The organism is Bradyrhizobium sp. 2S1, from assembly GCF_011516625.5.
GTDB lineage: Bacteria > Pseudomonadota > Alphaproteobacteria > Rhizobiales > Xanthobacteraceae > Bradyrhizobium > Bradyrhizobium septentrionale.
The window spans coordinates 9,545,158-9,557,975 of the sequence record NZ_CP147717.1 but is presented as its reverse complement, the minus strand read 5'-3'; the positions used below and the strand labels follow the sequence as shown (position 1 = coordinate 9,557,975).

Here is a 12,818-nt window from a genome sequence, read left to right as displayed (position 1 = left end):
CCAGAATCAGAGCTGAGTGATACGGCGGCCTTTGAAACGGCGTTGACGGACCTTTTTCTTGGTCCAGACGAAGGGCTCGGCTCTGTCGTTGTATGCGTTGACGTAGGCATCGATGTGCTCCTGAAGCTGCGTGAGGCTTGTGAAGGAGGTGCCGCTGAGCGACTGCCCCTGCAAGATCGAAAACCATACCTCGACCTGATTGAGCCAAGACGCACTTGTCGGCGTGAAATGAAATTGCACGTTGGGGTGGGCCTTGAGCCAATGCTCGTTCTTCTTGTGGGTGTTGAGGTTGTCGAGGATGACGTGAAGCTTCCGGTTCGGAAAAGCCGCGGTGACGCTGTTCATGAAGTCGAGAAACTCGACGCGGCGTCGGCGTTTTGAATGCGCCGCGATGATCTTTCCGGTGGCGACTTCGAGCGCCGCAAACAATGTTGTGGTGCCATGCCGCTTGTAATCGTGGCTCTGGCCGGTCAAGGCGCGGCCATTGGGCAACTTCAGATAACCCTGCGCTCGCTCCAAAGCCTGGATCGAGGGCTTCTCGTCCACGCACAGCACAATGGCCTTCGCGGGCGGGGCGACATAGAGGCCGACAACATCGGCGGCTTTGGCCGTAAAGTTCGGGTCGTTGCTCTCACACCAGGACTTACGAGCCGCGAGGTCAATCTTGTGGCTGCGCAGGAACCGCCAGACATATTGGACGTCAACATCGCCCAGCGCCCCGGCCAGCAGGGGCCCGGTCCAGCGTGCGAACCCGTCCGGCGGCGGCTTGTCCAGCAGCTTCAGAATCCGCTTGTCGGTGGCCTTCGTATAGATTGGCTGCTTGCCCGGTCGCGGCTTGTCTTGCAGCCCTTCAAGGCCTTGGTCGGCATAGCGATGCCGCCAAAGGCTGACAATCCGCGGCTGGACCCCAACTTCCTTGGCGATCGACCGAGTGCTGCGTCCATCCGCCGCCAACAGAACTATCCGCGCCCGCTTCAAATCGCGCTGCAACGTCACCGGGGAGCGGCAACACGCCTCAAGCACCTTGCGATCTTTCCTCGAAAGGTGGACTTCTCTTGCTTCGGGTATCATCCCGACCTTGAATCACGACTCACGCTTTAAGAACAGTAGGTACTAGTACCCAGAATCAGAGCTGAGTGATACGGCGGCCTTTGAAACGGCGTTGACGGACCTTTTTCTTGGTCCAGACGAAGGGCTCGGCTCTGTCGTTGTATGCGTTGACGTAGGCATCGATGTGCTCCTGAAGCTGCGTGAGGCTTGTGAAGGAGGTGCCGCTGAGCGACTGCCCCTGCAAGATCGAAAACCATACCTCGACCTGATTGAGCCAAGACGCACTTGTCGGCGTGAAATGAAATTGCACGTTGGGGTGGGCCTTGAGCCAATGCTCGTTCTTCTTGTGGGTGTTGAGGTTGTCGAGGATGACGTGAAGCTTCCGGTTCGGAAAAGCCGCGGTGACGCTGTTCATGAAGTCGAGAAACTCGACGCGGCGTCGGCGTTTTGAATGCGCCGCGATGATCTTTCCGGTGGCGACTTCGAGCGCCGCAAACAATGTTGTGGTGCCATGCCGCTTGTAATCGTGGCTCTGGCCGGTCAAGGCGCGGCCATTGGGCAACTTCAGATAACCCTGCGCTCGCTCCAAAGCCTGGATCGAGGGCTTCTCGTCCACGCACAGCACAATGGCCTTCGCGGGCGGGGCGACATAGAGGCCGACAACATCGGCGGCTTTGGCCGTAAAGTTCGGGTCGTTGCTCTCACACCAGGACTTACGAGCCGCGAGGTCAATCTTGTGGCTGCGCAGGAACCGCCAGACATATTGGACGTCAACATCGCCCAGCGCCCCGGCCAGCAGGGGCCCGGTCCAGCGTGCGAACCCGTCCGGCGGCGGCTTGTCCAGCAGCTTCAGAATCCGCTTGTCGGTGGCCTTCGTATAGATTGGCTGCTTGCCCGGTCACGGCTTGTCTTGCAGCCCTTCAAGGCCTTGGTCGGCATAGCGATGCCGCCAAAGGCTGACAATCCGCGGCTGGACCCCAACTTCCTTGGCGATCGACCGAGTGCTGCGTCCATCCGCCGCCAACAGAACTATCCGCGCCCGCTTCAAATCGCGCTGCAACGTCACCGGGGAGCGGCAACACGCCTCCAGCACCTTGCGATCTTTCCTCGAAAGGTGGACTTCTCTTGCTTCGGGTATCATCCCGACCTTGAATCACGACTCACGCTTTAAGAACAGTAGGTACTAGAGCCGCGTCCTCAGAACGTCGACCGTCACCCTGAGGAGCCGCGCAGCGGCGTCTCGAAGGGCGACAGCCCGGCCGTGCATCCTTCGAGGCTCGCTCCGCTCGCACCTCAGGATGACGGGATGACCACGTGTGGGCAAGGCGTCATTGCGAGGAGTGCAGCGAGGAAGCAATCCAACTATCCCCGGGTCGAGCACTCCCGTCACCGTCACCCTGAGGAGCGCGCATCGCGCGCGTCTCGAAGGGCCGACGGCCACCAGCCGGGCCGTTCATCCTTCGAGGCTCGCACCTCAGGATGACGGTTCGAGTCCTCTCAAATCCCCAGATACGCCGCCTGCACCTGCTTGTTGTTGGCTAGCTCGGCGCTGCTGCCCTGCATGATCACGTTGCCGCTTTCCAGCACATAGGCGCGCTGGACAGTGCGCGGCTGACATTCTGTTCGACCAGCAGGATCGCGGTGCCCATCTTGTGGATCTCGCCGATCTTCTCGAAGGTGACGTCGGTCATCACGGGGGCCAGGCTGAGCGAGGGCTCGTCGAGCATCAACAGGCGCGGCTTGAGCATCAGGCCGCGGCCGACCGCGAGCATCTGCTGCTCGCCGCCGCTCATGGTGCCGGCGAGCTGTTTCTTGCGGTCGGCAAGGCGCGGGAAGATGCTGTAGACCAGCTCCATCGTGCGCGCGCGGTCCGCCTTGGCTTTGGGCGTATAGGCGCCGATCTCGAGGTTTTCCTGCACCGTCATTTCCGGGAACACCTGGCGTCCCTCCGGGACATGCGCGATGCCGAGCTCGGGAATTCGGTAGGGAGGCAGCGTGGCGAGGTCGACGCCGTCGAACGTGACCTTGCCGGCGAACAGTTTGACGAGGCCGGAGACGGCGCGCAGCGTTGTGCTCTTGCCGGCGCCATTGGCGCCGAGCAGGCCGACGGCTTCGCCCTCGCCAATGGAAATGCTGACGTCGGTGATGGCGGGAACGGAGCCATAGCTGGCGCTGACGCGGGAGAGCTCAAGCATGGGCGTCTCCCTGCGCCGGCGGATGCACGTAGGAGCCGAGATAGGCGCGGATCACCTCGGGATTCTCCACGATCTCCTTCGGCGCGCCCTCGGCGATCTTCTGGCCGTGGTCGAGCACCACGATGTGGCGCGCGAGCGCCATGATCGCGCGCATCACATGCTCGACGATCACGATGGTCAGGCCGCTGGCGGAAAGTTTTTTCACCAGCGCCACCGCCTGGTCGATCTCGGCCGGGTTGAGCCCGGCCATCACCTCGTCGAGCAGCAGGATCTTCGGCTGCGTCGCCAGCGCGCGCGCCATCTCCAGCCGGCGCTGGTCGATGGTTGTGAGGTCCTTGGCCGGCGTCTGCTCCCTGGCGCCGAGGCCGACAAACTCGATCGCCTCCAGTGCCTTGGTGCGTGCGGCAGCGACATGCCGATCGCGCAGGAAGGCCCCGGTCATCACATTGGCGAGCACCGTCATCGCACCGAATGGCTTTGCCACCTGGAAGGTGCGGGCGAGGCCGAGCGCGCAGACGTCATGCGGCTTGAGCCCCACGACCTCCTGGCCGAAGGCGAGCACCGAGCCGGAGTCCGGCCGGTGAAATCCCGTGATCAAGTGAAAGCTCGTGGTCTTGCCGGCGCCGTTCGGCCCGATCAGCGCCACCGTCTCGTTCTCCTGCACGGTGAAGCTGACGTCCTGCACGGCGCGCAAGCCGCCGAAGCGCTTGCTGAGGCCCTTGATGACCAGTGCTTCTGCCATCGCAACGACCTCAGGCGCGCGCCGGCTTGCGCCGGGCATAGCGATGATAGACGTCGGTCGCGAAGCCGATCAGCCCGGTCGGCCGCCACAGGATCACGGCCATCAGGATCAGGCTGTAGACCGTGAGCTGGATGCCGCCCACCGAGCTGCCGAGCCAGCTTTGCAGCAGCGCCGAGGTGGTCTCCAGCAGCACGGTGCCGATCACCGGACCCCACAGCGTGCCGATGCCACCGACGATCGACACCAGCGCGGCCTCGATCGAGACGCTGAAGGAGAACGCGGTCGCGGGATCGATGAAGTAGATGTACTGGGTGTAGAAGGTGCCGGCGAGTGCGGTCAGGAACGCGCTGATCATGTAGATGTCGCGCTTGACCTTCGGCGCGTTGACGCCGATCGCCTCGGCCGCGTCCTCGTCCTCGCCGATTGCGACGAGGTAGTAGCCGATCCAGGATTTCTCGATTCGGTGGGTGATCCAGAGGCCGACGACGAGCAGTCCGAGCACGACGTAGTAATAAGACGACTTCTCCTCGAACTGCATCATCAGCGGCGCGCTGCCGAGATTCGGGATCGTGGTGCCTTCGGCGCCCCAGGCGAAATCGCGGAATTTCAGGAAGATCAGCATCAGCACCTGGGCGGTGGCGATGGTCGCGATGGTGAAGTAGGGGCCGCGCAAACGGAGCAGAGCCAGCCGATCGGCAGGCTTGCGAGCATCGCCACCACGCCGCCTGCGATCATCCCGATCCAGGGCGAGATGCCGTAGTTCACCTGCATGATCGTCGAGGTGTAGGCGCCGAGCCCGAAATAGGCGGCGTGCCCGAGCGACAGCTGCTTGGCATAGCCGCCCATCAGGTTCCAGGCGACGCCGATGAAGGAGAACAACAGGATCCGGATGAAGATGTCGATCGCAAACGACGAGGTGACGAATTGGGGCAAAGCGAGCATGACGACGGCCCCGACCGCCAGCCACAGCCATTTCATATTGCTGGACGTCTGCATCAGCGGCCCCTCCTGGCGCCAAGGCCGCTCGGCCTGAAGGCGAGCGTCAGCAGCAGCAGCGCGAACACCACGATCAGGCCGGAATCGGCGCCGACGAACTGGATGCCGAGCGATTCCGCGACGCCCATCATCAGGCTCGCGACCAGCGCGCCCATCACATTGCCGAGCGTGCCCATCACGACCGCGACGAACGCCATCAGCACGAACACCTGGCCGACGAATGGATAGGCCGAATAGAACGGCATCAGCAGCGAGCCGGCGGCACCGGCGAGCGCAAGCGCAGTGCCGAACGCGACCGCGAACACCCGGTTGGGATTGATCCCCATCAGCATCGCGACGTCGCGGTTCTGCGAGGCCGCGCGCATCGCGCGGCCGAGGTCGGTGGTGTGCAGGAAGACCCAGAGCAGGCCGCTCAGCGCCATCGCGACCGCAAAGGCGATCAGTTTTGCGACCGGGATATAGAGTCCGCCGATGTGGAACGCTTCATCGGAGTAGGAGGTGTGGACGGTGCGGTAGTTGGCGGTGAAGAGCATCAGCGAGAGATTGAGCAGCAGCAGCGACAGCGCAAAGGTCAGGAAGATCTGCGGCATGTCGTTCGGTCCGAGCACCCTGCGGATCAGGAAGTGCTGGATCAGGACGCCGGCGAGGAACAGAACCGGCATCGAGACCACAAGCGATACCAGTGGATCGATGCCGAACTGGGTGGCGAGGAAGAACGAGATATACATCCCGATCATCACGAACTCGCCCTGGGCGAAATTGACGATCTTGACCACGCCGAAGATCAGCGTGACGCCGATGCTGACAAGCGCGTAGATGCCGCCGATGAGCAGGCCGTTGATCACGGCCTGGGCCAGTGTCTCCCACATGCGATACGACCGCGGCTCAGGTCTTGATCAGCGGGGCGCGGGCGTCTTCCTTGGGGAAGATGCTGGCGAGGTCGGCGTTCTGCCACTGCACGCCGACTGGACGGCCATAGACGTTCTTGCCGTCGGGGCCGAACTTCACCTTGCCGCCCGGCGCCATCGCGGCAAAGCCCGAGGAGACGTCGAGCGTCGAGAGCGCCTCGCGCACCTTCTTGGGATCGGCGGAGGCGGCGCGCTCCAGCGCGTCGGCCAGCATGAAGGTCTGCGCGACGAGGCCGCCGGCATATTCGAAGGCGAACTCGCCGGTGCGCTTCTTGAATTCGGCGTTGACCTTTTGCGCGTCGTCGTTGACGTCGTGGTTCCAGTGCGCGACGCCCTGCAGGCCTTCGGCTGCCTTGCCGACATTCTTGTAGAAGTCCGGCATCACGAAGCCGCCGGAGCCGCCATTGATCGCGATGTTGAGCCCGACCTGCTTCACGGTGCGGACGATCAGGATGAGGTCGTTGAGATAGGACAGCGAGAACAGCGTGTTGGCGCCGGAGGCCTTGACCTTGTTGATCAGCGGGCTCGCATCGGTTAAGCCGGCCGAGTAGGGCTCGAACATCACGATCTCGACGCCTTCGCCCGGCGCCAGTTCCTTCAGCCCGTTCGAGGTCGAGGTGCCGAACGCGGTGTTCTCGAAGATGACGGCGACCTTGGCCTGCTCGTGAAGGTGTAGGTGCGGCCCTTGTTGAGCTGGTCGGAGCTCGATCCTGATATGATCGGAACCTTGGCGCGCTCGCAGACCTCGCTCGCGATCAAGGTCAGCGCGCTGGCGTAGCAGCCATGGATCGCCGACAGCTTGTTGCCTGATATCAGGCGGTCGGTCTCGGTGCGCGTCACCGTGGTGTCGCTCTGCACGTCGGAGACGATCAGGTTGAGCTTGGCGCCGCCGAGCGACTTGATGCCGCCGGCCTCGTTGACCATGTCGACCGCGAGTTTGGCCGCGGCGACGCAGCCAGTGCCGATCTGCGCCATGCTGCCGGTGGTCGGATAGAGCGCCCCGATATTGATCGGATCGGCGGCCCAGCCCCGCAGTGGAACGGCGCCGAACGCGCCGGCAGCGAGCACGCCGCCGGTTTTGACCAGGAATTTGCGGCGGTTCAGCTTGTTCTGCGAGGCTTTGGCCGCCGCGGCATTATTAATGGCCGACGGCTTGCGGTCCCCTGTCATGGCGTTCCCCCTGCGCGACCGCGGCACGGTTGTCCCGTCCGCTCGCTTATTATTTTTTGCTCAAGCAGGAAGCATAAGAGCACGTAATTCGGCAATCGCAAAGGCGATATCGGCCAAACGCATGGGGAAAGCTGTCACGACTGGTGCGTCGCAGCAACCGCGCGGCGCGCGCATGTGGATGGCTTCGCTGCGCGGGAGTTGTCGCCGGTTACGGCGGTATTATTGACAATCGAATGACCCGACGGACCGGCGCGGTAGTGCCGGCCGGCCCGCCGGATCATTCGATCGGCCGCTGCAACTCCTACTCCGCGCTCGACACCAGCTTGAAGCGCGGCTTGGCTTCCATCAGGCCGCGATAGGCGGCGAGATAGTCCAGCGCCATCCGGCGCGCGGTGAAGCGGGTCTCGAACTGCTTGCGGATCGCGTCGCGATTGAGCGTCGCAAGGCGGCCGACGGAGGAGATCGCGCTGATCTCGTCCTCGACGATGAAGCCGGTCAGGCCATCCTCGATGATCTCGGGCACCGAGCCGCGGTTATAGGCGATGACCGGCGTGCCGCAGGCCATGGCTTCGATCATCACGAGGCCGAACGGTTCCGGCCAGTCGATCGGAACCAGGAGCCCGATCGCGCCGCTGAGAAAATCCGGTTTCTCGCGATCGCTGATCTCGCCGATGAACTCGACCAGCGGATTGCTCGTGATCAAAGGCTTGATCAACTCGTCGTAATATTCCTGGTCGGCACGATCGACCTTGGCTGCGATCTTCAGCGGAATGCCGCAGCGGGTCGCGATCTTGATCGCGCGATCGACGCCTTTCTCCGGCGCGATGCGCCCGAGCACGGCGAGATAGGATGGCTTGATCGGTTGCGGCGTCAGCAAATTCTCCGGCAGGCCGTGATGGATGGTGCGCACCCAATGCGCCTGCGGCACCGGTCGCCGCTGCGCGTTGGAGATCGAGATCACCGGGATCTTGGAGAAGGTGTTGAAGACGGGCTGGTGCTCCGGCAGGTCGAGCCGGCCGTGCAGCGTGGTCACAAACGGCGTCGGCTGCCGCGAGAACAGCGACCACGGATAATAGTCGAGATGGAAATGCAGGAAGTCGAACTCGTCGTCGTCGGCTTTCTGCCGCACGCGTTCCAGCATCACCATGTGCAGCGCGTTGGGATCGCGGACGGAGCCGTCGAGGCGCAGTGCCTTCGGCCAGGTCGCATCGAGCTTCGCGGAGGTTTGTGAATCCCCACTGGCAAACAACGTCACGTCATGTCCAAGCGTTACAAGTTCTTCGGTCAGCCAGTGCACGACCCGTTCGGTGCCGCCGTAGAGCTTGGGGGGAACAGCCTCCGTCAGCGGGGCAACCTGCGCGATGCGCATTTCTCCGTCTCCTGTTTTGTAGTGTGGGATAAACCAGACCCCTCAGCCCTGTGATGGCACTGACATGCCGAAGACGGGAACGTTCTCGCACGTGCGAGGTTCCTTATGAGTGTGTGAATTCCCGCTTCTTTCTTCCATCACACTGTGGTCTTGCTGATGCCATCACGCTCCAACACGTTTTTGCCGACGCCAGCGTTGCAAAATTGTTGCGCAGTGATGGCTGCATCAAGGAACCCCGCCGCTGCTCTTCACGTCATCGTGCACGAGAGTTTCGACTAAAAATTTCTCGTTCACCCTCAACAGGTTTTGCAGGACGTCATGGACCATCTGTCAGGCTATGCGCATCGCCCCTTTCCCTTCGTGCTGCGCTATCTGCGCCGAAGGCTCCCGTCGCATGTCGTCATTCTGTCGGCGGTCGTCGCGGCGGTTGCCTGCTCGGTAGGCACGCAATACGGCGTCAAGAACCTGGTCGACGCCTTGTCGGCGGGGCCGTCGGCCGCGAATGGCGTATGGCTGGCATTCGCTCTGCTCATGTCGCTGATCGCCGCCGACAACTTCATGTGGCGGATCGCGAGCTGGACCGCGAGTTACACCTTTGTCAGCGTCACCGGCGATCTTCGCCGCGACATGTTCCGCCATCTCACCGGCCACGCGCCGAGCTATTTCACGGATCGGCTGCCGGGCATGCTGACCAGCCGGATCACGGCGACGTCGAACGCGGTGTTCACGGTCGAGAACATGTTCGTATGGAACGTGTTGCCGCCTTGCATCGCGACCTTCGCGGCCATCACCCTGGTTGGAACCGTCAGCGTGACAATGTCAGCGGTGCTGATCCTGATCGCAGGAACCATGGTGGCGATCATGTTCCGCTTGGCGGCCGCCGGCCGGCCGCTGCATGACGATTTCGCCAACAGAGCCGCGGCCGTCGACGGCGAAATGGTCGATGTCATCAACAATTTGCCGCTGGTGCGCGCGTTCTGCGGCCTCGGCTACGAGCACGACCGCTTCGACGCGACCGTCAATCGGGAACTCGTCGCGCGCGGCCGTTCCCTGCGCTACCTTGAGAAGCTTCGCCTTTTTCACGCCGGCGTGACCGTGGTCCTGACGATCGCGATGCTGGCCTGGGCCCTCTCGCTCTGGCAGCAGGGCGCGGCGACCACCGGCGACGTCGTGCTGGTCTGCACGCTCGGCATCTCGATCCTCAGCGCCACCCGCGATCTCGCCGTTGCGCTGGTCGACGTCACCCAGCATGTCGCCCGGCTCACCGAGGCGCTGGCGACGCTGCTGCAGCCGCACGAGCTGAAGGACCATCCGGAAGCCGAAGCGCTGGTGAAGAGCGGCGCGGCGATCGCCTTCAACAATGTCGGGTTCCGCTATCCCGGCGGACTTCAGGTGTTCGATCGCTTCAGCCTGCGCATCCAGCCCGGCCAGCGCGTCGGCCTGGTCGGCCAGTCCGGTGGTGGCAAGTCAACATTGTTTACCCTTCTGCAGCGCTTCTACGACGTCGAGCAGGGCAACATCACGGTCGACGGCCAGGACATCTCGCGCGTCACCCAGCAGAGCCTGCGCGCGGCGATCTCGGTGGTGCCGCAGGACATCTCCCTGTTCCACCGTTCGATTCTGGAGAACATCCGCTACGGCCGGCCCGATGCCACCGACGACGAGGTGCTGCGGGCGGCGATCGCGGCGCGCTGCGATTTCATCGAAACCCTGCCCGAGGGCATGAACACCATCGTCGGCGATCGCGGCGTCAAGGTCTCCGGCGGCCAGCGCCAGCGGATCGCGATCGCGCGCGCCTTCCTGAAGGACGCGCCGATCCTGCTGCTCGACGAAGCCACCGCGGCGCTCGATGCGGATTCCGAGGAGGCGATCCGCGAGGCGTTGTCGCGGCTGATGCGCGGGCGTACGGTGGTGGCGATCGCGCACCGTCTCGCGACGCTGCGCAGCTTCGACCGCGTGCTCGTGCTGCAGGGCGGCCGCATCGTCGAGGATGGTCCGCCCGATATCCTCGTGAAGGGAAGGGGCCCCTACCGCGACCTGGTCGCGCGCGAAATGGGCCGCCTGTCCACCAGCGCGGCCTGACCCCGCGTCATCAGGCCTGTTCTTGCGTTCCGGTGCGTTCGTTCGAGTCAGGAAAACGGCAATAGAAGTCGCCAGAGGTTCAGATGGCAGCTGACGTCGTTACGCAGATCATCACTGCTCGCATCACTGAGCACGTCGCCGAATCGCCGTTCTACATTCCGATGACCGGGCCCGCGGCGCGGCCGCGGCGCTCGCTCAAGCATGACGACACCTTCATCGTGCTCGACAGCCATGGCGATATCGGCGCATCGGCCGGCGGGCCGGACGGCCTGTTCAACGCCGACACGCGCTACCTCGCGCGGCTGGAAATGGTGCTGGAGGACGTGCAGCCGCTTCTGCTCGGCTCCAACATGCGCGACGACAATTCGGCGCTGACGGTCGACCTCACCAATTCCGACGTCTATCGCGACGACCGCCTGACGCTGCAGAAAGACACGCTGCACATCGTCCGCTCGATCTTCCTGTGGCGCGGCACGTTCTATCAGCGCATCGGCCTGCAGAACCACGGCGATCATACCGCGAGCTTCGATCTCACCCTGTTGTTCGACAATGATTTCGCCGATCTGTTCGAGGTGCGTGGCGAGCGCCGGCCGAGGCGTGGCATCGGCTCGAGCAAGCTATTGGGGCCGACCGACGTCGTGCTGGAATATTGCGGGCTCGACGAGCAGTCGCGGATCACCGCACTGCATTTCGATCCGCGGCCGACGCGGCTGTCGGTCAATGCGGCGACCTATCATTTCGAGCTCGAACCCGGGCACGTCACCTCGCTGTTCGTCGCGGTCTCCTGCAACAAGCCGATCATGCAGAAGCCGGTGCCGTTCTTCCGCGGGCTCCTGGCGCACCGCCGCGAGATGCGGAATTCAACGGCCGGTGCGGCCAGCATCGAGACCTCGAACAACATCTTCAACGAGGTGCTTTGCCAGGCGATGGCCGACCTCAACATGCTGATGACGGAGACCCCGCAGGGCCGTTACCCGTATGCCGGCATTCCCTGGTATTCGACGACATTCGGCCGTGACGGACTGATCACCGCGCTGCAGATGCTGTGGCTCGATCCTCGGATCGCCAAGGGCGTGCTGAAGCGGCTCGCGCTGTTTCAGGCCAAGACGGTCGATCCGCTGGCCGATGCTGCGCCGGGCAAGATCCTGCACGAGATGCGCGGCGGCGAGATGGCCGCGCTTCGTGAGGTGCCGTTCGCGCATTATTACGGCAGCGTCGATTCGACCCCGCTGTTCGTGCTGCTCGCCGGGCTCTACCTGGAGCGCACTGGCGATGTGGAGACGCTGCGCGAGCTGTGGCCGGCAGTCGAGGCCGGCTTGCAATGGATCGACGGCCCGGGCGATCCCGACCGCGACGGTTTCGTCGAGTACCAGCGCGCGACCGACGATGGCCTTCGGAACCAAGGCTGGAAGGATTCCTTCGACGCCATCTTCCATGCCGACGGAACGCTTGCCGAAGGCAAGATCGCGCTGTGCGAAGTGCAGGCCTATGTGTTCGCGGGCAAGCAGCTTGCCGCCCGTGCGGCGCGCAAGCTTGGCTTTGCCGAAAAGGCCGCAAAGCTGGAAGCCGAGGCCGAGCGGCTGCGCGAGCGGTTTGAGGCGGCGTTCTGGTGCGAGGAGCTCGGTACCTATGCGCTTGCGCTCGACGGCGCCAAGCGGCAATGCAAGGTGCGCACGTCCAATGCCGGACAAACCTTGTTTTCCGGCATGGTGCGCGAGGACCGCGCGCGACGGGTCGCTGCCGACCTGATGAGCCAGAAATTCTTCTCGGGCTGGGGCATCCGCACCGTTGCCGCGGGCGAAGCGCGCTACAACCCGATGTCCTATCACGACGGTTCGATCTGGCCGCATGACAATGCGCTGATCGCGCTCGGATTGGCCCGATACGGCCTCAAGCATTCGGTCGCGCATCTGTTCAAGGGCCTGTTCGACGCCGCGAGCTATATGGAGCTGCGGCGGCTGCCGGAGCTGTTCTGCGGCTTCCGCCGCGAGCGCCGGCGCGGCCCGGTGCTTTATCCGGTGGCTTGCGCGCCGCAGGCCTGGGCGAGCGCGACGCCGTTCACGCTGCTGGAGGCGGCGCTGGGCCTCGAATTCGATACCACGCGCGGCGAGATCCGCCTGCGCGATCCGCGGCTGCCGGAATTCCTCAACGACGTGGTGTTGCGCGACCTCAGGCTCGGTGCGTCCAGCGTCGATTTGAGGCTGCGCCGCCACGGCGACGAAGTGTCACTCGAAGTGTTGCGCACGCGCGGCCAGATCCAGGTGTCGATCGTGCTGACGCATTGAGCGTCGTCACACGGCACGCGC

7 protein-coding genes and 3 pseudogenes are annotated in these 12,818 nt (G+C 63.7%); 2 read left to right on the top strand and 8 right to left on the bottom strand.

What is annotated here, in order from left to right; genetic code table 11:
- Window positions 1-6: 6 nt before the first annotated feature.
- From HAP54_RS45595 to HAP54_RS45560, 8 genes and pseudogenes are all read right to left on the bottom strand, one after another.
- On the bottom strand, window positions 7-1,071 hold the full coding sequence (locus tag HAP54_RS45595; RefSeq protein WP_166204319.1) for an IS630 family transposase: 1,065 nt from the start codon (window positions 1,069-1,071) through the stop codon (window positions 7-9).
- Between the two features lie 55 nt (window positions 1,072-1,126).
- A pseudogene (locus HAP54_RS45590) lies at window positions 1,127-2,191 on the bottom strand (IS630 family transposase).
- 424 nt (window positions 2,192-2,615) lie between these two features.
- Window positions 2,616-3,245 (bottom strand): ABC transporter ATP-binding protein, encoded by a 630-nt coding sequence (locus HAP54_RS45585; RefSeq protein WP_422653185.1) that lies wholly within the window; start codon window positions 3,243-3,245, stop codon window positions 2,616-2,618.
- Window positions 3,238-3,987: an ABC transporter ATP-binding protein gene (locus HAP54_RS45580; protein WP_166297912.1), complete on the bottom strand. Its 750-nt coding sequence runs from the start codon at window positions 3,985-3,987 to the stop codon at window positions 3,238-3,240. The genes HAP54_RS45585 and HAP54_RS45580 overlap by 8 nt, the downstream gene beginning before the upstream one ends.
- Window positions 3,988-3,997: 10 nt before the next feature.
- Window positions 3,998-4,833 (bottom strand): annotated as a pseudogene (locus HAP54_RS45575) (branched-chain amino acid ABC transporter permease).
- Window positions 4,834-4,982: 149 nt separating this feature from the next.
- Window positions 4,983-5,852 (bottom strand): branched-chain amino acid ABC transporter permease, encoded by an 870-nt coding sequence (locus HAP54_RS45570; protein ID WP_166297911.1) that lies wholly within the window; start codon window positions 5,850-5,852, stop codon window positions 4,983-4,985.
- Window positions 5,853-5,868: 16 nt separating this feature from the next.
- Window positions 5,869-6,866: pseudogene (locus tag HAP54_RS45565) on the bottom strand (ABC transporter substrate-binding protein).
- A gap of 496 nt (window positions 6,867-7,362) precedes the next feature.
- The gene (locus HAP54_RS45560; RefSeq protein ID WP_166297910.1) at window positions 7,363-8,430 is read right to left on the bottom strand and encodes a glycosyltransferase family 4 protein; all 1,068 of its coding nucleotides are present in this window, start codon (window positions 8,428-8,430) and stop codon (window positions 7,363-7,365) included.
- A gap of 318 nt (window positions 8,431-8,748) precedes the next feature.
- Here HAP54_RS45560 and HAP54_RS45555 point away from each other — a divergent pair, with 318 nt between their 5' ends.
- Together HAP54_RS45555 and HAP54_RS45550 are read left to right on the top strand one after the other, a co-directional pair.
- A complete protein-coding gene (locus HAP54_RS45555) occupies window positions 8,749-10,512 on the top strand; it encodes an ABC transporter ATP-binding protein (protein WP_166297909.1) in 1,764 nt (587 codons plus the stop codon).
- Between the two features lie 83 nt (window positions 10,513-10,595).
- Entirely contained in the window at window positions 10,596-12,797 is a 2,202-nt protein-coding gene (locus HAP54_RS45550; protein WP_166297908.1) for an amylo-alpha-1,6-glucosidase, read from the top strand.
- The last annotated feature ends 21 nt before the right edge of the window (window positions 12,798-12,818 follow it).

What these genes read in the sequence shown, in the direction of transcription:
- HAP54_RS45555 (WP_166297909.1), top strand. Translation starts at nt 8,749, where the DNA reads ATGGACCATCTGTCAGGCTATGCGCATCGCCCCTTTCCCTTCGTGCTG.
- HAP54_RS45570 (WP_166297911.1), bottom strand. Translation starts at nt 5,852, where the DNA reads ATGTGGGAGACACTGGCCCAGGCCGTGATCAACGGCCTGCTCATCGGC.
- HAP54_RS45560 (WP_166297910.1), bottom strand. Translation starts at nt 8,430, where the DNA reads ATGCGCATCGCGCAGGTTGCCCCGCTGACGGAGGCTGTTCCCCCCAAG.
- HAP54_RS45550 (WP_166297908.1), top strand. Translation starts at nt 10,596, where the DNA reads ATGGCAGCTGACGTCGTTACGCAGATCATCACTGCTCGCATCACTGAG.
- HAP54_RS45585 (WP_422653185.1), bottom strand. Translation starts at nt 3,245, where the DNA reads ATGCTTGAGCTCTCCCGCGTCAGCGCCAGCTATGGCTCCGTTCCCGCC.
- HAP54_RS45580 (WP_166297912.1), bottom strand. Translation starts at nt 3,987, where the DNA reads ATGGCAGAAGCACTGGTCATCAAGGGCCTCAGCAAGCGCTTCGGCGGC.
- HAP54_RS45595 (WP_166204319.1), bottom strand. Translation starts at nt 1,071, where the DNA reads ATGATACCCGAAGCAAGAGAAGTCCACCTTTCGAGGAAAGATCGCAAG.